The organism is Paenibacillus sp. FSL H7-0940, from assembly GCF_037979415.1.
Lineage (GTDB): Bacteria > Bacillota > Bacilli > Paenibacillales > Paenibacillaceae > Paenibacillus > Paenibacillus amylolyticus.
Window position 1 is genome coordinate 3,510,101 of record NZ_CP150280.1, and the last position, 18,583, is coordinate 3,528,683.

General features: G+C 45.3%; 23 protein-coding genes and 1 tRNA gene. 3 read left to right on the forward strand and 21 right to left on the reverse strand.

Annotated elements, in window-relative coordinates:
* Window positions 1-95: 95 nt before the first annotated feature.
* The 8 genes from MHB71_RS15325 to MHB71_RS15360 all read right to left on the reverse strand — a co-directional run bounded on the left by MHB71_RS15325 (window position 96) and on the right by MHB71_RS15360 (window position 5,125).
* A complete protein-coding gene (locus tag MHB71_RS15325; protein ID WP_340030090.1) occupies window positions 96-308 on the reverse strand; it encodes a hypothetical protein in 213 nt (70 codons plus the stop codon).
* Window positions 309-375: 67 nt separating this feature from the next.
* Complete coding sequence (locus MHB71_RS15330; RefSeq protein WP_094939688.1) at window positions 376-600, reverse strand: helix-turn-helix domain-containing protein; 225 nt, start codon at window positions 598-600, stop codon at window positions 376-378.
* 107 nt (window positions 601-707) lie between these two features.
* Window positions 708-1,490: a hypothetical protein gene (locus MHB71_RS15335; protein ID WP_340030091.1), complete on the reverse strand. Its 783-nt coding sequence runs from the start codon at window positions 1,488-1,490 to the stop codon at window positions 708-710.
* Between the two features lie 306 nt (window positions 1,491-1,796).
* The gene (locus MHB71_RS15340; RefSeq protein ID WP_340030092.1) at window positions 1,797-2,273 is read right to left on the reverse strand and encodes a hypothetical protein; all 477 of its coding nucleotides are present in this window, start codon (window positions 2,271-2,273) and stop codon (window positions 1,797-1,799) included.
* Window positions 2,274-2,294: 21 nt separating this feature from the next.
* A complete protein-coding gene (locus MHB71_RS15345) occupies window positions 2,295-2,750 on the reverse strand; it encodes a hypothetical protein (protein ID WP_340030093.1) in 456 nt (151 codons plus the stop codon).
* A 1,119-nt stretch (window positions 2,751-3,869) separates the two neighbouring features.
* Entirely contained in the window at window positions 3,870-4,205 is a 336-nt protein-coding gene (locus MHB71_RS15350; RefSeq protein ID WP_340030094.1) for a hypothetical protein, read from the reverse strand.
* 155 nt (window positions 4,206-4,360) lie between these two features.
* Window positions 4,361-4,711 carry a hypothetical protein gene (locus MHB71_RS15355; RefSeq protein ID WP_340030095.1) on the reverse strand — a complete coding sequence of 117 codons (351 nt, stop codon included), beginning with the start codon at window positions 4,709-4,711 and terminating at the stop codon, window positions 4,361-4,363.
* A gap of 111 nt (window positions 4,712-4,822) precedes the next feature.
* Window positions 4,823-5,125 carry a hypothetical protein gene (locus MHB71_RS15360; RefSeq protein WP_340030096.1) on the reverse strand — a complete coding sequence of 101 codons (303 nt, stop codon included), beginning with the start codon at window positions 5,123-5,125 and terminating at the stop codon, window positions 4,823-4,825.
* A 231-nt stretch (window positions 5,126-5,356) separates the two neighbouring features.
* Here MHB71_RS15360 and MHB71_RS15365 point away from each other — a divergent pair, with 231 nt between their 5' ends.
* Entirely contained in the window at window positions 5,357-5,575 is a 219-nt protein-coding gene (locus MHB71_RS15365) for a helix-turn-helix domain-containing protein (protein ID WP_340030097.1), read from the forward strand.
* Between the two features lie 31 nt (window positions 5,576-5,606).
* A complete protein-coding gene (locus tag MHB71_RS15370) occupies window positions 5,607-6,392 on the forward strand; it encodes an abortive infection family protein (RefSeq protein ID WP_340030098.1) in 786 nt (261 codons plus the stop codon).
* Between the two features lie 212 nt (window positions 6,393-6,604).
* Here MHB71_RS15370 and MHB71_RS15375 read toward each other — a convergent pair whose 3' ends face one another.
* The 7 genes from MHB71_RS15375 to nrdR all read right to left on the reverse strand — a co-directional run bounded on the left by MHB71_RS15375 (window position 6,605) and on the right by nrdR (window position 11,546).
* Window positions 6,605-7,402, reverse strand: a complete 798-nt coding sequence (locus tag MHB71_RS15375) for a DUF4393 domain-containing protein (protein WP_340030099.1) — start codon at window positions 7,400-7,402, stop codon at window positions 6,605-6,607.
* A 76-nt stretch (window positions 7,403-7,478) separates the two neighbouring features.
* Complete coding sequence (locus tag MHB71_RS15380; protein WP_340030100.1) at window positions 7,479-7,619, reverse strand: hypothetical protein; 141 nt, start codon at window positions 7,617-7,619, stop codon at window positions 7,479-7,481.
* 621 nt (window positions 7,620-8,240) lie between these two features.
* Window positions 8,241-8,627, reverse strand: coding sequence for a hypothetical protein (locus MHB71_RS15385; protein WP_340030101.1), 387 nt, complete (start codon window positions 8,625-8,627; stop codon window positions 8,241-8,243).
* 228 nt (window positions 8,628-8,855) lie between these two features.
* A complete protein-coding gene (locus MHB71_RS15390; protein WP_340030102.1) occupies window positions 8,856-9,464 on the reverse strand; it encodes a hypothetical protein in 609 nt (202 codons plus the stop codon).
* Window positions 9,465-9,616: 152 nt separating this feature from the next.
* A complete protein-coding gene (locus MHB71_RS15395; RefSeq protein ID WP_340030103.1) occupies window positions 9,617-10,663 on the reverse strand; it encodes a tyrosine-type recombinase/integrase in 1,047 nt (348 codons plus the stop codon).
* A 159-nt stretch (window positions 10,664-10,822) separates the two neighbouring features.
* Window positions 10,823-10,895 (reverse strand) — tRNA-Ala (locus tag MHB71_RS15400).
* A gap of 183 nt (window positions 10,896-11,078) precedes the next feature.
* Window positions 11,079-11,546, reverse strand: coding sequence for a transcriptional regulator NrdR (gene nrdR / locus MHB71_RS15405; protein ID WP_036609807.1), 468 nt, complete (start codon window positions 11,544-11,546; stop codon window positions 11,079-11,081).
* Window positions 11,547-11,662: 116 nt separating this feature from the next.
* Here nrdR and MHB71_RS15410 point away from each other — a divergent pair, with 116 nt between their 5' ends.
* The gene (locus MHB71_RS15410) at window positions 11,663-11,884 is read left to right on the forward strand and encodes an alpha/beta-type small acid-soluble spore protein (protein WP_017689472.1); all 222 of its coding nucleotides are present in this window, start codon (window positions 11,663-11,665) and stop codon (window positions 11,882-11,884) included.
* 82 nt (window positions 11,885-11,966) lie between these two features.
* Here the strand turns inward: MHB71_RS15410 and MHB71_RS15415 are convergent, their stop codons facing one another.
* From MHB71_RS15415 to phoU, 6 genes are all read right to left on the reverse strand, one after another.
* A complete protein-coding gene (locus tag MHB71_RS15415) occupies window positions 11,967-12,530 on the reverse strand; it encodes a lytic transglycosylase domain-containing protein (RefSeq protein ID WP_036609809.1) in 564 nt (187 codons plus the stop codon).
* Window positions 12,527-13,123, reverse strand: a complete 597-nt coding sequence (gene coaE / locus MHB71_RS15420) for a dephospho-CoA kinase (protein ID WP_307414009.1) — start codon at window positions 13,121-13,123, stop codon at window positions 12,527-12,529. The genes MHB71_RS15415 and coaE overlap by 4 nt, the downstream gene beginning before the upstream one ends.
* Before the next feature lie 9 nt (window positions 13,124-13,132).
* Window positions 13,133-13,948, reverse strand: coding sequence for a manganese efflux pump (locus MHB71_RS15425; RefSeq protein ID WP_340030181.1), 816 nt, complete (start codon window positions 13,946-13,948; stop codon window positions 13,133-13,135).
* Between the two features lie 100 nt (window positions 13,949-14,048).
* Complete coding sequence (mutM, locus tag MHB71_RS15430; RefSeq protein WP_036669994.1) at window positions 14,049-14,876, reverse strand: DNA-formamidopyrimidine glycosylase; 828 nt, start codon at window positions 14,874-14,876, stop codon at window positions 14,049-14,051.
* 118 nt (window positions 14,877-14,994) lie between these two features.
* Window positions 14,995-17,649 carry a DNA polymerase I gene (polA, locus tag MHB71_RS15435; protein ID WP_340030104.1) on the reverse strand — a complete coding sequence of 885 codons (2,655 nt, stop codon included), beginning with the start codon at window positions 17,647-17,649 and terminating at the stop codon, window positions 14,995-14,997.
* Between the two features lie 233 nt (window positions 17,650-17,882).
* A complete protein-coding gene (phoU, locus tag MHB71_RS15440; protein WP_101313351.1) occupies window positions 17,883-18,542 on the reverse strand; it encodes a phosphate signaling complex protein PhoU in 660 nt (219 codons plus the stop codon).
* Window positions 18,543-18,583 lie beyond the last annotated feature (41 nt).

Sequence of the window (18,583 nt, forward strand, 5' to 3'; positions counted from 1 at the left end):
TGATTTAAGCGCACCAAAAAGGCGCTGAGGGTGCTAGTTCCTCCGCCTGTTCCATGCGCTAATTCCGCGCTATTCTCACGTATTGTGTACCACTACTATTCGCTGACATTTACGCCGAGCAGGCGCCTGATTGACCGTTTCCTAGCGGATGGTACGCGATACTGAATACCGGTTACTTTGCCCTCGCGCTGATACGTTGCCATGACGATAAAGTCCGGAAAGCTGCGGCCGATCTTACGTATGACTTCGCGATCTTCCGTGTAAGCTGCGAGATTGTCGGCATTCAAGCGCCATATTGCGTTGGACAATTCGTTTCGCTCCTTAGAATTAATGTTTTAAAGCATGAAAGTGAAAGTGCAAAATAAAAGACGCCTATTACAGCGCCAACTTTCCCGAATCCTTTGCCCGTTGAATCGCGGTTAATACGTCGTCACCCGTTCCGAACACTTGAGCAATCCGGATACGAAGATTATGGGATACCGGACGATGTCCACCTTCTACCGCAGCTATACAGGAACGTGAAACAGACAATGCTTCAGCGAAATCCGTCTGGCGCATATTCCGTGATATTCGGATCGCTCTAACTGATTGTGCATCCATCGTTACAAACCTCCCTTCAATATTCTTCTTGTTACTTTTGCTTCAAATAAAATAACCCGTTGGCGGAATACCGCCTATACATACTACTGGAATAAAGTTCGATTACACTAGGCCGTTTTCGCCTTAACTCTTCGTATTTTAGCCAGTAATCTGTCGCGCTCTACCTGGCAAATAGACTTCGGCTTTTGCTTATGGTGAGGAAGGATATCGCACACCTTAACCCGTCCTGGCTGCGCGCTATGAGAATAGAACGCGTTCCCACATACTTTGCAAACTCGGACTCTCCGCATGTCGATCCGCGCTAGGGCTTCACCAATGTTCTCCGCTGACCTGCGCTTATCAACCGTTTCCCTGTTCCACGGGCTACCGTCTGCATACTGACCGATAAACTCACGCGGATGCTGCTTAACGGATGTCAAAATGCCGGCCAACTCTTCCTCCGACATGTCCGTACGCTCTCCGTATAACGCTTCCTCTACCGAGTTCGTATGCGGGATTGCGTCTTCAAATACGGTGCCGCGCGGTTGAAAATCGGGGTTAAGCTCAGAACGTTCAAACCGCAACACAACCTCGTGCTCGTTACTACGGACCTCCTCCCGATATGTCTTCTCCGCGCCGCGTACGGGATATTCCTCCCCTCTTTCCGCTACTTCTCCGATATTCATAATGAAGTCCGCGAGGATATCGCCGATCGTCTGATAGGCTGCGCTTTTTTTGAGAAGCGATGGATGGCGCATTTTCCACATCCAATATAGCCGCTGCTCAACGCCACCCTGTTGAAGTTCATCCGTAAGCTGACGTACCAGTTCGGGGCGCCAGGCGGTGGGTGCGTCCTTGTGTTCAATTACAAACTCTTGGATCTTCTTGAGAACGTCGGTTTTGCTCATCATGGTCGTTTCCCCCTTTATGGATGTTGAATAATTAAGCTTCCGGGTATCGTATGTTCTTTCTGTAAAGTCCTTCCGCGCTCTCATATCCCTCCATACCTTTCTGCGCGATACAATTTATCCGTTAGGAACGAAGTGACGACACGTGAGGAATAGTGTTCTTCTATTCCGAAAGCCTTGCTTCTCAACTCCGGTAATGTTTTATTTTTCTTTCTCGTTATTCTTTCTCTTTATTCTTTCTCTGGTTAAATGAGTCAACATCGGAAAGTGAATGATTAAGTAACGGATATTAATGTATTTAACTACCGGTTATGAAGCCTGAGAACCCCGTGCAAATCCCGCCTGTTTTTCCCGAAGCCGTTCCTGATCCTCCTCAATTTCGCGAGCTGCTTCGTCGACTCTCTCAACAAATGCGCTTATCTCAAGGGGGTATAAGGCTTGAAACTCAGCTTCGGTAAGCGGATCGAGCGGCTCATATATCCGTTTATTAGGAATCATCCTCGATTTAGTGGCTTTCAATAGGCCGTATTTTTCGAGAATACCGATATGAGCTCGTATTTTGTGCGCGGACAGCCCGGTTTGAGCGGTTATATCCGACTGATTGAGCCACACTTTACCGTACATCGCGTGGCCCGACTTATTCTGGCGCCAGGACAGAAGATACCCGTATAGGCCCACCGTTTCCAGAGAGAACCCGTCAAGTAACGGGTACATCCGGAATAAGATATTCGGCATGCGCGCAAATCCGTCATCGTGGGCGAGCGGTTTTGATACGTCGATTGTCATTGCGATGCTCCTTTCGTGTGATTAAATCTCCGTAGACCAGTCTTGTTTAAAGTAATAGAACCCATCGCCTAACGGGTGTATCTCTGCTAGGCTTCCTGATGTGGTCATAAAATGCGCCACTCCATAATAATCAAGTGCTTTTTTGGAGAAATCGTACATCCCTACAGTAGCTTTGATTATTGATCTAAGTGCCAAATCATCCTGATTTTCTATTAAATGAGAAAAGACACTCTCCTCGATTCCTGTTACACTGGCTAGGAATTCTGACCCGATGCCATTTGATTGTTCACATAGATGGATTTCCTCTATTTGCCGCATCACTACTCTTAAAAATTCTGATTCGTGCAAAACTTCTCCGTGGGGCAAATAGAATTCTCCGTCAAGTTCGGCCTCATCTTCCCCAATCCAGCTTAAATATTTACTCATTTTAATCTCGCCGATACTTTTTTGCTTACGCGTCATCAATTGGTTTGTCATAGTAAATCGCTCCCTTTTCGTTTTGGTTTTATTAGATGCGGAATGATCCGCGGAAAGCATATACTTCCTTGTTGCCGGCCAATGACGTTTGGCACACTTTCGCTTAATCTTTTATCTACAGTGAAAAGTACATTCACACAGTCAACCGTGAAATTTCGTAATATTACTTTGCTGCCGGTCGACGGGTCCTCGCACACCCGCTCTACTACTTTGTTCCCGATCGGATGAAGTTTCGGGTAGTTAACGTTATACTTATATTGACAACTACCGATCGTCCTTCGCACACTTTACGAAAAAATTTCTCTATAAACGTATTAACTCCGCTCACCTCCAATCTCGGGTATACGACGCGCAGCCTATACTTGATTTAACGATTCCCAATCTCTTCTGACACGCTCTATGAAAAATATCCGTTACTTTATAAATGCCGGCCGTTTGATATCTCGGGCACATTCCGAAAAAATATGCTCTTATGAGTTTTGACGACGACCGAGAGAATGTCGTACACCTCCATTCGTAAAATCCTTCTATATTTTATAAGGACGTTATTTTGAATAGTTGGGGCATGCTTTTTACGAAATATGTGTCTAAATTGTGAATTTTATTTTATCTGCGCCCTTTCCGACTCACTTTTTCTGGAAGCTGTCTATACTTAATAAAGGCACATTTTTTCTGCAAAAGTGGGACATCACAATTAAATCTTTTTCTGAAAAATTGAAACCTTGTCCATTATCTTGCGTATTACTGGATATAACAACGGAAAAGAGCGCGCCATGCAATAGCCAATCGCCGCTCCCTCCGCTTACACTCGATATATGTGAACGCGCCTGCCTGAACGAGGTTGCCGCCTCGTGACGCGGAATGTTCAAAGGAAAGCCGGAATAGTTGGCGCTAGACCGGCGTAATGTACCGAGCAATTGGCGTTACTCAGCGTTGAAATGTAGCTTTCCGATTGGCGTCAGAAAGTTCAGACTATCCGCATAGCGATCCGTCAGTTAGCGCTGATGGTACGGACACAACAAATTAAGCGATTAGCAGTCGTATATCAATCCAATTACCGCCCGCTGTACGGACGTAGAGACGTTTGTCGATGCCGTTTACCACAGATATAGCGCGTCATTAGGCCACCGCAGAAGGTGACGGCATAACGGGCGGGACATCGCGTGAGGTATAGAATACATAGGTCATATAGTCGAAGGCGCTCATATTGCGGATTTTATCAACAAATTCGGCAAGAGTTCCCGTCCATTCAAATGTGACCGTAGCGTCGTTGCAAAGATATACGTTTGGTGCCTGCGTTGGCTTGACGCGGGCTATTTCTACGAAACCGGGTCTTTCAGGGTCAAAAAGAACGGCAGTGTCAGGAGTGGCGAGAATTGCGGGAAACGTGTAAGGATCTTCGGGGATAATGATGTGGTTTACCGTGCAAGTTGGATACGGCGTCGTTTGTGCCATGAATAACCTCCTAGCGTTTTAAGCCCGCGCGGCTATAATTTGGTTGTTTCACCGTTACAGTACGTTGTTACGTGATACATGCGGATGACCGCGACCGTCCGGACATAGTCCGTAGGTTTCGTCTGGCTCCGCGCACAGACTCGTCAGGCGGTATGTTAACGTAATCGTTCAAGCTTCAAATTAATATCGCCTAGGTCTGCCGTCCAAAGCAACGTGTTCAATAGAAAATCCAACGCCGACATACCCTGCAGCCGCTCTATGATAACGTCTAAAAGTTCGCGGCCATCACCTTCAACATTCGCGATAACCATCCCTCCTGACTGACCATCGACGTATAAGTGATCCATGTTAGTTTTATGTACATGTCTAAGCCATAGTTGAGAGTCGTCCACGATAAAGATGAATCTTCCATTGAGAACGTAACCTGTGTACAGAGCAAATTCCCACTCATTATCAAATGGACCAAGGACCATAGAAGCTAATTCCAAATCCGCCCGGCCGCTCATGCTACGATTTCCTTCGTTATAATAATTAGGCAATATACTGCGCGAAGTAGTTTCAGGAACCTCCGACCATATGCGTTTGATTTAATGTTGTTAGACGTAGTTTGAGTATTATTAACGGTTAGTTGCATGTTGCGTATCCCCTTTACGGATAAATTTAGATAGTAGTTCGATCGCGCTCATATTGTGGATGTTATCAATGAAGCCTAGGTCCTCAACCGTCAGGTCGAAAATAGTAGGCTCGCCATATGAAGTAACGTACTCGGTACCGTCGAAATCAACCCGTTCCATAACAGCGATATTGTAATCAGGGTCAATGTAAATCGCGTGATTATCATCTATAAGTGTGCCGGCGTACTCAATACGGAATGGTCCGTCAAAGTCGTCGACCTTTGTGACTACGGTAATGTTAGACATAATTGCGTTCCTCCTTGCGTGATTTAATGCGGACCAATACGATGTATCTGCGTAAAATCTTGAAACTGTTAGTACGTTATTGCGTATTAAATGTTCGACTTGTTATACATAGATTACGATAAAGCAGATGTGGTGTCAACAATTAATTATACAAAATGTTCGACTTCTTGTATTTCCGCTACTTATTCAATAAAATATACTTATATACATACTCTGCCTGGGGGCTTAATTATGAAATTAAAACCTAGTTACAAACCAATGGAGATCACTTTAATTAAACGAGATAAATCCAAAACGTACCTTCGTACACAGCTCGGCATTTCACCATCCACTATTGCCAAGATGTCAAACGGTGAGTTTGTAGCATTGAGTGTAATTGCGCGTATCTGCGAGGATCTTGATTGTCGTATTGAGGATGTTATTGAGTTCATTGAGGATACTAATATCTAAAAAGCTTATATTTTCTGAGGGAGGAAAGATAATGGCTGAGTATCCACACGAGATATTAACTAGAGTTAAGGATGGTTTAAAAAAGTGTGTAGGGAATCATGACAGGCTAGATGAAATTTCGACTGAGGATTTCGATAAGAGTAGATCTATCATCACAAAGTTATGCAATGAGGATGGGCTCAATGTACCCGATGTATTGGAAAGCTGTCTGGACCCAGACGAATTTTTAACATATGCTTACGATGGGATAAGAGAAAACTCAGAAGCGTTACTTTTTATCCAGGCTACGTTTAACCCATTTATAAATATTTTAAAAAGTAAATCAGTCATGGTTCAATTTATTCCTGTAGAATTTGACCCTCCTGAAAATTTAACTTACAGGCACATTTACGAAGAGATTGAGAAATGCGATCGAAAAATTGTTGAACAAGATTTTGCAGGAGCCATTACTAATGCAAGAAGTCTTCTTGAAGGTGTACTGAAAGAAATTGTATATCAAGTCAGTGGGAATCATCCGGACCCCAAGAATGATTTAGTAAAACTTCACAATGAGGCTCGCAATCTATTAAATCTAGACCCCTCAAAACCAGAAATTATTCTTCCTTTAAAACAAATAATAACCGGACTAGCAAGTGTCGTCCAAGGTTTAGGCTCACTGCGAAATGCTGTAGGAGACTCCCACTCCAGAGTTTACGAACCAAGCGCGCATCATGCTATTTTAGCAGTGAATTCTGCCAAAACTCTCTCCTCTTTTTTATTTAGTACCTATGAATACCAAAAAACTAGAGGACGGATTATAGAAAATAAAGTTACATAGAAATATTCTTTAGACGCAGCAATTGATACTGCGTCTTTTTTTGCGTAGTTTTACCGTGGAATCAGCGCATTATGGCTTCGGTAAGGGAAACGTACCCGGGCGGGCCAGGCGCACTATATGTACGGCGATTTGACGGAGAGAACGTGAAAAAACCGCTAACCCTGCGTATGGGCTGCGGTTCAAATTATATGGAAAAATTGTTTCGTGTTAATTTAGTCAGTAACACATGACTTAATAAAATTTAAGCCCAACATAGTAAAACTCCAAGAACATTTTTTTAGTGTAACTACTGAGAGAGGGTAATCCGGAAGAAGTCTCTCTTTGTGGTATGTGACTATGTCATCAAGAACGTCAAGAGAACTATACATTCTCTCGTCATAAAATTCTTCTTCAAAAAACTGTATTAATCCTAACCTGATCAGATTATCAATAGAGGACAAATACGCGGTCATATTTCCTACATTTATATCATTGAATGGAAATAAATACTTAATCTCATTGTAACCACGGCCCCCACCATAAACAATATGTATAATGCCACATCCTACAAGTAATTGTTTATCCGCTAGAAAATTTATACACATAGCATCAAAAGGTGCTAGTTGCTTAATAATCTCAACAAAAGAAGGGTGTACTCGTCCGAGTTTGTCTACATTCGAAGCGGAGGAAATTAAGTTAACAAATAGACTCCGTACGTTGTCATCCTCAATGTGATACTTACTCCCTTCTATTGCAGGTCCTACAATGTTTAAGGCAGGCTCAACTAATTTGTTTGTTGGGATGTTACTAATTGAAATATCTAGCTCCGCTTTCATCTTCTTGACACTGTGCTCGATTCGTACTCTAGATTTCAAAATAGGGCTGAAAACTACATACATCAAATTACTAAGACCTGTACCAATTTCTTGGGCTGGCCCACGCATGACATCATTTTTAACTTCCTCAGGTAGATTCTTTACTACATCTCCTGCGCTATTTAAAGCTTCCGAAAATAAACTTGGCTCGTCCATGCTAACCTTCCCTCTCATCCCGCATATTTAAACGTACAGACTCCGCGCATATAACGTTCGCCCTTCACCGCAACGCTCAGTTCCGATATACCTCGATCACACCGCTGCCAACGAGCTCCGCGCCGATAAATATCACGATGGGCGTCCGGTTCAGTTGCGCGGTATAAAGTTGGATATCGGAAGTCAGCGGTTTCATAAAGCGTTTGTTAGTGCGCATATAGACGTAGTCCTTTCGTTGTGGGTTACGTTAATACTTCGACAAATTGGCGCAATTTTCCTGCACTTTCACAGCGAACGAAACATAGCTTTAATTATTGATACGATGGCAATACGAAAAAGTGAGATAGATGTGCGAAATAGTGAGAAAACAGAAGTTTATGTATTTGGTGCTTAATAAATTTCCACTTAAATTGCGATAGCTATCAGTTACATAAAATAAATTATATACCTGATAGAGACCCTACTTCAGGATTTAATACTATTTTATTCCATTTACTGCAAATCGCTAAATGCTTAAATATCGGACTTGTCCAATTTTGCTGAACTAGACATATTGATTATAATTTCAATATAAGCAAACAGGTAGGGGCAAAACCAAAAGGAGGTAATAGAATTAGTACATATGAAACACTAGACATCATGCTAAACTTCGGAATTTTAATTTTCACAATGTTAGCCTTTATTACATCATTAATTTTCTTTTTGAACGCAAAAAAGCGATAGCCTCCCCGCCAAGAGCTGCTACCGCAATCTACTTTATGTAATTATCATAAACCTTACCGCCAACACACGCAATACCCAGGACGTAGCTTTGGAATAGGCTGCGTCTTTTCTCTGTTTACTTCGGAGGCACCGTTGCAACCGGTCGCGCTTCTGTATTCAGCCCGAGATATTTCCGCATAGCTACGCTCGCATCCGCAGCCATCATCGTCCACCTAATCCGCATCTGCGACTCGTAGCCGCGGCATTTGTAGCGCGCTGTAACGCCGTCATTATCCGTTACCTCTTCGTGGACCTTGATGCCGCGCTGACGGAACCCTTTGCGTACTTCGTAGAGGTCTGCGGTGAGTTTGCGTTGGGCCTCCGCTATTACGTCGACATACGGGCCCGGCGTCTTTAATGTAGCGTTGATTAGCGCGATGTCACGTTCGAATGCGGTGAGGACGCGCGGCAGTATGATATGCGATTTGATAAGCGTGTGGTCTTCCGAGGTGATATCGATCATTTGCGTGATGCCTCCGTTTACAGAACGTTTGTTCTTAGTATAGCGCGGGAGTGGCGGATTATACAAGCGCGTTGATAACGAGATTCCACGATGTCGTGGAATTTGGAGAATCAGCAATCATGCGCAGCTATCCGAAATAAATAGTTGCAGCGATGCGCACCCGTAACGACAAACAAGCCCGCGAACGGAGAGCTGATCCGCTGCGGGCCTGTGTGTACAGATTGCCTATTACTTTGTCTCACCTACGAGCTTAAATGCCCCGCCCGTCGACTCACCAATGTTATAATTTTGAACCGTGAGCTGTACGAAAGTGGAATCGTTCCAGGCTGGCGCGTTAGGGGATTTAGTATAGTAATCGCTCACTGCTTTGATAATTGCGTCAGACTTAGCGCGCAATTCACGATCAGACAGTTCGTAGGCTCCCTTACTTTTGTACGATAATGCGAGGGAAGGCTGGTTCTCGACGTCAATAACAACATCGCTTAAATTACCGTCATCTCCCCAACTGAACCTAACTTTATTTACAACGAAATCATCCGTAACAATTCCGTCCTCGATATCATGGGCCATCGCCGTTAAGTAAGTTAGTTTTCGATACGTCTCTTGTTCCCCATTAATAACTGCTTGCGCGTCTGCAGTTTTTTGTAATTCATCATTCTTTTTCGAGAGTGACACAATCTGTTCGGAAAGATTATCAGTCTTGCTTGATAGTTCTGAATTCTGAGCAAATAGATAAATGGATGCAGAGACGGCTATAACCGATATTCCTAATGCTATCGCAGCTAATACGTTAAGCCGCGGCTTGGGTTTGCTTTCTGATAAAGTTAATTCGTCCATTATGTACCTTCTTCCCTGTATTTTCGTAGTTCTATTCTACTATGTACAGGAAAATATTACTATATAGAAACGACAAAAAAACGCAGCCCTCAACGGAACTTTTACCCGCGAGAACTGCGCCTCTTTTATTCTTCACTTGCTCGCCTGGTGGGTCACTTAGACTGTCGGTTCGTCTTGCGGGGCTTTTCAAGTTTCCCAATAACAGCGTTCAGCGGGGAAAACTCATCGTGATTCTTCTTCACGTTCTTATCGGATAGATGCGTATAATGAGCGGTCATACGACCGTCCGCGTGACCAAGAATCACTTGCAAATGACGTTGTGAGCCGCCTTCCTCTAAGAAGAGCGTTGCCCCCGAATGTCTCAGCAAATGCGGATATACGCGTTTCTCAATTCCGGCCCTATCGGCATATTTCTTTAATTGGTGACGGAAGTGATTCGGAACCAAACGTTCCCCGTAATTATTAAGGAATATATATTCACTTCCGAACTCCGTTGATTCGCGGATTAACTCTTGCATCAGCTTAGCAGTTCGTTTTGTGATCGGTACAATTCGAGGCTTACGCGTTTTGGTCACTTCCCGTCGTAAAGTTGCACAACATGCGGTAAAGTCTACGTCAGTCTTACGTAATGTTAACGCCTCGTCTACGCGTAACATCCCGTCAATTAGGAGATTTATTACAACGAAATCTCGAAAGTCGCTGTACTTGCGTTGATTTGGCGCTTTGAGAAGGTCGCTCATCTCTTCCGCGGTCAGCACGTCAATATCCTGCCCGATATCCTGCACGTTCTTTAAATACGTAAACGGATCTGCCTCAATAACGTCCTCCTCTTTAAGGAACTTAAACATCGTCTTCATATTCTTTATCCGCGTGTTAATGGACTTAGGCAGTAGTCCTACAGTGCGAACAGATTCCGGAACGTTACAGTTATCACTAAATCTCCGCTTTTCATCGCGTAACCAAATTATGTAATCACGCCCTACTTCAACGTTGATATTCCGGATGTCACGAATGATCGTACGCTCGTCCAGAAATTCGCAGAAGTAATTGTAATTTTGTACGTATGTCTTTAGCGTATTCTCCGCTCGACCTTCCGACTTCTTCGCCTGGTAGTAATAATCGAACAAATAGTCTAACGAATGTTGTAAGCGTGTTGATGTGCGCTCACTCTTAATTGTTCTTCCTTTACGTTTATCCATTCCACACCGTCTCCTTCGATAATAAGTACGGTAAGAAAACGAGGGATTAGGCGCGTATATCTGCAATGCGTGGAGCGCATATCTGCGAGTTGTCCACGTTAACAGTCAACGTCTAGACAAACGAAAAAACCCGCTATATTAGCGGATTCTCTACGAGTATGGAGCCTAGGGGGATCGAACCCCTGACCTCATCGCTGCCAGCGATGCGCTCTCCCAGCTGAGCTAAGGCCCCAGGATATGAAATAGATAACTTGTCCAACACTGCTACGTTCCACAGGCGACTCCTATATCATATAAAATCCAGCTTTCGCTGTCAATCACTTTTTAAGATCCAAAGTGATTGGAGAAGAACAACCGATTTCTCTGGTACACACGGACTGAACTCCAGACTGCTCTTCTCCCTTTACCAACTTCACTAATCCTCCAGATCGTCTTTGGACAACAGGGATTTCAGTTCTTTCATGAACATATTGATATCTTTGAACTGGCGATATACCGACGCAAAACGGACATACGCCACTTCATCGACCGGAAACAACTGTTCCATCAATAACTCACCAATCTGGCGACTCTCCACTTCAGCATCAGCTGTATTACGCAGAGATTTCTCCACTTCAGATACCATCATCTCCAGGGTCTCTACGGAGACTGGACGTTTCTCACAGGCACGAATAAGCCCGCGGAGAATTTTGTCCCGGCTGAACTCTTCCCGGCTGCCATCTTTCTTAATGACAATCAGTGGAGTCTCCTCAATCATCTCAAACGTTGTAAATCTTCGGGCACACTGCTCACACTCACGGCGACGACGAATGGATTTTGCTTCGTTGGCCGGACGCGAATCAAGCACTTTGGTACCCATATAACCGCAATAAGGACACTTCAAAACAGATCACTTCCCACGTTTTACTTTTTACCACATATTCCCTGTACTGATTTTGTAATGAAAAACGCATTGCCGACACATAATACTTTTACCAACCCGCGAGGAGGTGAACAGCAATGGCACAAAGCAATGGTAACTCCAACAACTTGGTGGTAACTAAAGCTTCCGCAGCACTCGAGCAAATGAAATATGAAGTTGCTCAAGAACTCGGAATCAGCATCCCACAAGACGGATACCAAGGTAACATGACTTCTTACGAGAACGGTTCGATCGGTGGATACATCACGAAGCGTCTGGTAACAATTGCAGAACAGCAATTGGCAGGTCAATACCAATAATATCTGCATCGTAATACGCTACACAGAGGAGCATGGAGCGGCCGGTGAATAACCGGCCTGCTCTGTGCTTCTACTTATATACTTAGAACGTATTATAGATCTTTACATACTGATTATAATAGTAAATGACTCTTTGTACATAGTGACGCGTCTCACCAAACGGAATATCTTTCACTGTATCGAACGAGCCATCCCATACACCATCTCTAAGCCAACTGTTTACTTTGCCTGGTCCCGCATTATAGGCAGCGATCATAACTGCTTCATTGCCATCGAATTGATCGGATAGATTCCGCAGATACCATGTGCCTAATTGAATATTTCGTTCAGGCTCGTGCTTCAATTCCTCCAGCGAAGTGTCGGGAATTTTGGCTTGTTCCAGTATCCAATTCGCCGTGTCCGGCATCAGTTGCATGAGCCCAATGGCACCTCGTTTGGATTCCTTGCTTGTCTTAAAATTGGTCTCCACCTTGATAATGGAAGCAATTAGAAACGGATCAACCTCATAGCTCTGAGATTGGGCACGGATCTCTTCCTTATAATGTATGGGATAGAACCATGCCATCCAGTTTGTATTCAGAAATAACACCAGTACAAAGGAAACAAACATCAACAGCAATACACGTTTCTTACGCAATATTCTCATAACAAACCCTTACGCTGTAGATATGAGTCAATTTGCTGTTCCGTCGCAGGCCATAAGCCGCTGTTATCGATGACAATGTCTGCCAGCTGTTTTTTGCGCTCAATATCCATCTGTACATCCATTCGAGCCTCAGCCTGTGCTGCAGTCATTCCATCCCGACTCATCAAGCGATCTCGTTGCACCGATCTCGGGACATATACAACCATGACTTCCTCGAAACCGTCCTCCAGACCTGATTCGTAGAGCAAAGGAATATCAGATACCACAAGTTTATCCGGATGTTGCAACGCGTATGCAGCAGCCCGTTCGCGCATCTCTCTTCGGATCGCCGGATGTGTGATAGCCTCCAATGCCTTTCGTTCCTCTGGTTGTTGAAAAACAATACTCCCAAGCTTTTTTCGATCCAGTGTTCCATCTTCGTTCAGTATGGCTTGTCCAAACCGCTTAACAGCGGCGGCCAACACGGGATGCCCGGGCATCATAACTTCCCGGGCAATAACGTCTGCATCGATGAGCAACGCTCCCTTACTGGCGAGATAGGCGGAAACACTGCTTTTGCCTGTCGCGATCCCGCCGGTTAAGCCTATATTCATCGTTTCACCTCATAACAACTTCATTATTCCCATAATCATTAACAATAGCGCTGGCAATACAGACAGTCTTCGCATCCAGCGCAGAGCTGAGAATCGTAGGCCAACCTTCATGCCGAGTGACAGAAAAGCCCCACTAAACAGTGCAATAATGAGTGCTGTCCATAGTGTAGGGAATCCCAGAAGTGCCGCTCCCAAACCTGCTCCAAACGCATCCAGAGACAGGGCAATACCCAGCCACATCGCTTCTTGAGCAGATATACTCCCCGAGTTATCCATATCCGCCTTGGAGGGACTGCGAAGGATCTGAATGACAACGCCCAGCTTGCGCAGCTCCAGTGTAAATACCATTCGTTCCAGTGATCCATTTGAAGCCGACTGCTCCAGATCCAGTGCGAGCACCTGATTCCTGCCCTTTGAAGCCGACAGTCTCTCTTGTGCTTCTCCCACTCCAGTTACCTTTGCTTCTGTTCCCTCACCCATTCCAGTATCTGTCTCCAGCTGTTCTTTGCCTTGCTTTCGAATTAGTTGCAACAGTGACCACGCACCAATACCTATCAATATAACGGCTCCCACGATCGAAGCGATATCCGGTGACACCACATGGGACAACAACACACCTACTTGCATCGACAAGGCAATAACCAATCCCGAACAGATCGAAATAACAGCGATAGATAACAGGGGAATCTTAGTCCTCCGTAACCCATATGTAATCCCGACTCCAAAACCATCTAAACTAAGCGCCAAAGCAAGCGCCAGCAATGAAATAAAATGATGCAGCACCCCGGACTCCTCCTCTGTGCGGTACTCGTGCCAACTGAAGATGCCAGTATGGGTATACGCCCGCTTATTTCTGCCATATCAGTATATGGAGGGAGGAATCCAAGGGTGCTATGATTTCATCATTTCGTTCATTCAGTTCATGTTACAACAGCTGACAGTTCGGACAAAAATGCGTTCCACGGCCACCAACCACCGTTTTTTCAATTAACGTACCACAAGTTGTACAAGGTTCTGATTTGCGTCCATAGATTTTCAGTTGATGCTGGAACATCCCCATCTCACCCTGTCCATTCACATAGGACTTGATGGAAGATCCACCTGCATTCACTGCATCTTGCAACGTAGCCACAATCGCTTCATGAAGCACCGTTAACTGAGCTTCGGTCAGTGTCTTGGCGATGGTCTCGGGATGGATACCTGCCCGAAATAGAGCCTCGTCCACATAAATATTCCCGATACCAACCACATATGCCTGATTTAAAAGTACAGCCTTGATTTTGGTTGTACGCTTGCCAACCGCCTCGCGGAATGCAGTTACCGTAAAGGCGGGATCAAGCGGCTCCAGTCCCAGCTTCAGCAGAGGTTTGGACACCAGTTCCTCACCTGCATTGAACAGATGCATCGTACCAAATTGACGCACATCCTTATAACGCAATTCCGTACCATCATTAAAATGGAAGATCACATGTGTATGTTTCTCCACATCTTCATGCTGCTCGTACACACCGTACCTTCCTTCCATCCGCAGATGGGAGACAAGCACCAGCCCGTCCAGCAAAATACGCAAAAACTTGCCGCGGCGCTCCACGCCAATGACGGTATGTCCCGCGAGTTCCATTGCAAATGCATCTATGTCGTCCGGCCGCTGAATAATCCGCGGCAAGCTAACGGTAACATGATCAATCGTTTTGCCCACAATAAGTTGATTCAATGTTCTTCTGACTGTTTCGACTTCCGGTAATTCCGGCATGATGTTCTCACCTCCCCTATAGTATAACGGAAGATGGCGTTCAGCGGGACCCTTTTCTTATATCTCGGACATGGAAGGGCCTATTGTAAAATACCGGAAAAACCGCGTAGCGCTTGAATTATTTCGCTTCGTACCAGTTATCACCAAAGCTGACTTCAGCTTTCAGCGGAACCGACAGTTCCAATGCTTTTTCCATAACAGAAGGTACTAACTCTTTCATCAGTTCCAATTCATCCGAAGGCACTTCGAATACAAGTTCATCGTGCACCTGAAGCAACATGCGGCTCTTCAACTTGCGTTCCCGCAACGCTTCATCCATCTGTACCATGGCCAGCTTGATGATATCTGCCGCTGTTCCCTGAATCGGTGTATTCATCGCCGTACGCTCTGCGAAGGAACGCAGATTGAAGTTGCTGGCATTAATCTCTGGCAGGTAGCGACGACGTTCCAACAGCGTTTTGACGTAACCATCCTGGCGAGCTTCCTTCACAATATCATCCATATATCGGCGCACACCCTGGAATACTTCAAAATACTGATCTATAAACTGCGCGGCCTCTTTACGTGTAATGTGCAGGTTCTGTGATAAGCCATAATCACTTATGCCATACACGATACCAAAGTTAACTGCCTTCGCGGAACGACGCATATCCCCATCCACATCCTCAGGCTTCACACCGAATACATCCGAAGCTGTCTTTGTATGAATATCCATATCGTTGACAAACGCTTCCTTCAAGCGCTCATCGTCCGAAATGTGGGCCAGTACACGCAGTTCAATCTGGGAATAGTCTGCTGCCAAAATGGACCATCCAGGTTCGGAAGGAACAAATACCTTCCGGATTTTGCGACCTTCTTCCATCCGAATCGGAATGTTCTGCAAGTTCGGGAATTGACTGCTAAGTCGTCCCGTTGCAGCAATGGTCTGACGATAATACGTATGCACCTTGCCATCCCGATTGGATATCTCTTTGAGCAATCCTTCCACATAAGTGGATTGCAGCTTGGCAAGCTGACGATATTGCAGAATATGCTTGACCACATCATTATAAGGAGCCAATTTCTCCAATACTTCCGCATCTGTGGAATAACCCGTTTTTGTTTTCTTCACCACTGGCAAGCCCAGTCTATCAAATAAAATCTCACCCAGTTGCTTCGGTGAATTCAGATTAAATTCCGTTCCTGACAGCTTGTAGATCTCAGCCATCAACCTGCTGATCTGTTCTTCAAACTCACTGCCCAAAGCCTGTAGATCGGCTGTATTGGCCTTGATGCCCTGTTTCTCCATGTCCGCCAATATACGTGACAACGGCATCTCCAGTTCATGGAACAGTGAATTCATCTCATCGGTTTCCAGCACCTGCTCCTGAAGTGGAATAATGGCTGCTACTGCAGCAGCCTTCCGACATAGGAAATCACCCAAGATCTCCACTTCCGGTACCTTGTACTTGGCCCCTTTGCCCATAACCGTGTCATCCTCTACGAGCGACGGCAGACCATACTTGGTCGTGAGTCCACTAATCGTCTGATTGGATTCCGTTGGATCAAGCAAATACGCTGCCAGTTGTACATCAAATGACGCACCAGCGAATTCAATGTCATGCGCATGCAGGGCCAGGTCCACACGATGAAGATCATAACCGCGCTTCGGCTGCTCTGAATCACCAAGCCATGCCCGCACTGGAGCCGCAGCCTCGGAATGAAGCAATTCGGGAGATATGAACGTATACGTTCCAGCGGAACCTACAGCAAGTCCAATCAATTTCGCTTGGTGCGGGTTATCCCCATGTGTCTCCACGTGGAGGACATCAATGGAATCCAGTGAACTGAACAGCTCACTGATGTTGTCCTCTGTTGCAATGGAAGACTCCACCTCGGCAGCAGGGACCGCTTCCTGTTCAGAACCGATGCTGCCACTGAACGACAGGCGTTCGAGCAGAGATTTGAATTCCAGCTTAGCAAGTGCAGGGCCAGCATGTTCTTCTTTTAATCCAGCGAATTGCATATCCTCCCACGTCTGCTCCAGCGGAACTTCCCGGTGAATCGTTGCGAGTTGTTTGCTCATCCGGGCATCTTCGGCATGGGCCTCGATCTTTTCTTTCATCTTGCCTTTCAGTTCACTTGTGCCGTTCAGCACATCCTCTACCGATCCGAACTGGTGCAGCAGTTTCAACGCTGTTTTCTCTCCAACCCCGGGAATGCCTGGAATGTTATCGGACGCATCGCCCATCAGACCCTTGAGATCAATGATTTGCAGCGGCGTCAGACCATAACGCTCTTTAATCTGAGCAGGATCATACAGCTCAATATCGGTTACCCCTTTACGTGTCAGCCCGATATGTACATGTTCGGAAGCAAGCTGCAGCATATCTTTGTCACCCGATACAACAAGCACCTGTCTGCCCGCTTCATCTGCGCGTTTGGTTAACGTTCCGATGATGTCATCCGCTTCGAATCCAGCCAGCTCAAACTGAGCAATGCCAAGTCCTTTCAGCAGTTCTTTGAGCAAAGGAAATTGCTCTGACAACTCTGGTGGTGTTTTCTCCCGTCCGCCCTTGTATTCCTGGTACCCTTCATGGCGGAACGTGATTTTGCCTGCATCAAATGCAACCATGACATGTGTAGGCTTATGCTCTTCAAGCAATCTCAGCAGCATCGTAGTGAAGCCATATACCGCATTGGTATGCAGACCTTTCGAGTTGGTCAGAGGCGGCATTGCAAAAAACGCCCTGTAAATAATGCTATTTCCATCTATGAGAATAAACTTGTCCATTCCAGCACCTCGCGTATTATATGGTCAACCTCTTCAAATTACATCTACTCTCATGATACCATACCCACCTGTCACATCAAAAAGAATAGCCTCTTTCACTTCACATTTAATCGCAAAAAAGAACCTTCTCCACAGACAGCTGTACACAGCCTACCTGAGAGAAAGTCCTTTTCCATTCATATGATTGCATTACTTAATCAGTACTGATTCCCCAATTCCAAAGTAATGCTCTTCTATTGATTCAGATCCGGACGTTTACCTGTCACCAGGTACACCGTGCTCTCACCAATGTTGGTTGCATGATCGCCAATACGTTCAATGTAACGCCCAACCATCATCAGCAGCATAGCCTGTGAAGCCTGATTAGGATGCTCCGTCATTAACGTGTAGAGATCACTGATCATGTGGCTATACAGTTGGTCCACCTGATCGTCTGTCTGAGCCATTTTATAGGCCAGGTCTGTGTTTTCTTTCAGGAAAGATTCGATGGATTCATCGACCATAGATTTCACGATTTCTGCCATTTGCGGGATATCCACCAGAGGTTTAATCAGCTTCTGTCCATCCATCCGGAGTGTTACCTTCGCCACATCGAGCGCAAGATCTCCCATACGCTCCAGATCACTGGAGATTTTGAATGCCACGATAATACGTCTGAGATCCTTTGCCACCGGCTGTTGTGTGATGATCAGTTTGGAGCCAAGTTCCATAATTTTGTCTTCAAGGGCATTCAGATTCGCATCATTCTTGATGATGACCTGAGCTTTCTCCGCGTTCATCGTTTGTAAACTCTCAATAGCACCATCCAATGCTGCTCCTACATGTTCACCCATTTGTTTGAGCAAGGTACGCAGCTCTTCAAGCTCCTGATCAAATTCTTTTCTGCGAATCATAGATTTCATGTCCTCCTTATCCATCATCTCCGGGTATGCCG

Excerpts from the sequence above, each read along its gene's own strand:
- polA (WP_340030104.1), bottom strand. The coding sequence starts at position 17,649 with ATGGACAAGTTTATTCTCATAGATGGAAATAGCATTATTTACAGGGCG.
- phoU (WP_101313351.1), bottom strand. The coding sequence starts at position 18,542 with ATGATTCGCAGAAAAGAATTTGATCAGGAGCTTGAAGAGCTGCGTACC.
- mutM (WP_036669994.1), bottom strand. The coding sequence starts at position 14,876 with ATGCCGGAATTACCGGAAGTCGAAACAGTCAGAAGAACATTGAATCAA.
- MHB71_RS15375 (WP_340030099.1), bottom strand. The coding sequence starts at position 7,402 with ATGGACGAGCCAAGTTTATTTTCGGAAGCTTTAAATAGCGCAGGAGAT.
- MHB71_RS15360 (WP_340030096.1), bottom strand. The coding sequence starts at position 5,125 with ATGTCTAACATTACCGTAGTCACAAAGGTCGACGACTTTGACGGACCA.
- MHB71_RS15330 (WP_094939688.1), bottom strand. The coding sequence starts at position 600 with ATGGATGCACAATCAGTTAGAGCGATCCGAATATCACGGAATATGCGC.
- MHB71_RS15370 (WP_340030098.1), top strand. The coding sequence starts at position 5,607 with ATGGCTGAGTATCCACACGAGATATTAACTAGAGTTAAGGATGGTTTA.
- MHB71_RS15350 (WP_340030094.1), bottom strand. The coding sequence starts at position 4,205 with ATGGCACAAACGACGCCGTATCCAACTTGCACGGTAAACCACATCATT.
- MHB71_RS15415 (WP_036609809.1), bottom strand. The coding sequence starts at position 12,530 with ATGAGAATATTGCGTAAGAAACGTGTATTGCTGTTGATGTTTGTTTCC.
- MHB71_RS15410 (WP_017689472.1), top strand. The coding sequence starts at position 11,663 with ATGGCACAAAGCAATGGTAACTCCAACAACTTGGTGGTAACTAAAGCT.
- MHB71_RS15355 (WP_340030095.1), bottom strand. The coding sequence starts at position 4,711 with ATGAGCGGCCGGGCGGATTTGGAATTAGCTTCTATGGTCCTTGGTCCA.
- MHB71_RS15385 (WP_340030101.1), bottom strand. The coding sequence starts at position 8,627 with ATGATCGATATCACCTCGGAAGACCACACGCTTATCAAATCGCATATC.
- MHB71_RS15380 (WP_340030100.1), bottom strand. The coding sequence starts at position 7,619 with ATGCGCACTAACAAACGCTTTATGAAACCGCTGACTTCCGATATCCAA.
- coaE (WP_307414009.1), bottom strand. The coding sequence starts at position 13,123 with ATGAATATAGGCTTAACCGGCGGGATCGCGACAGGCAAAAGCAGTGTT.
- MHB71_RS15365 (WP_340030097.1), top strand. The coding sequence starts at position 5,357 with ATGAAATTAAAACCTAGTTACAAACCAATGGAGATCACTTTAATTAAA.
- MHB71_RS15340 (WP_340030092.1), bottom strand. The coding sequence starts at position 2,273 with ATGACAATCGACGTATCAAAACCGCTCGCCCACGATGACGGATTTGCG.
- MHB71_RS15390 (WP_340030102.1), bottom strand. The coding sequence starts at position 9,464 with ATGGACGAATTAACTTTATCAGAAAGCAAACCCAAGCCGCGGCTTAAC.
- MHB71_RS15335 (WP_340030091.1), bottom strand. The coding sequence starts at position 1,490 with ATGATGAGCAAAACCGACGTTCTCAAGAAGATCCAAGAGTTTGTAATT.
- MHB71_RS15345 (WP_340030093.1), bottom strand. The coding sequence starts at position 2,750 with ATGACAAACCAATTGATGACGCGTAAGCAAAAAAGTATCGGCGAGATT.
- MHB71_RS15395 (WP_340030103.1), bottom strand. The coding sequence starts at position 10,663 with ATGGATAAACGTAAAGGAAGAACAATTAAGAGTGAGCGCACATCAACA.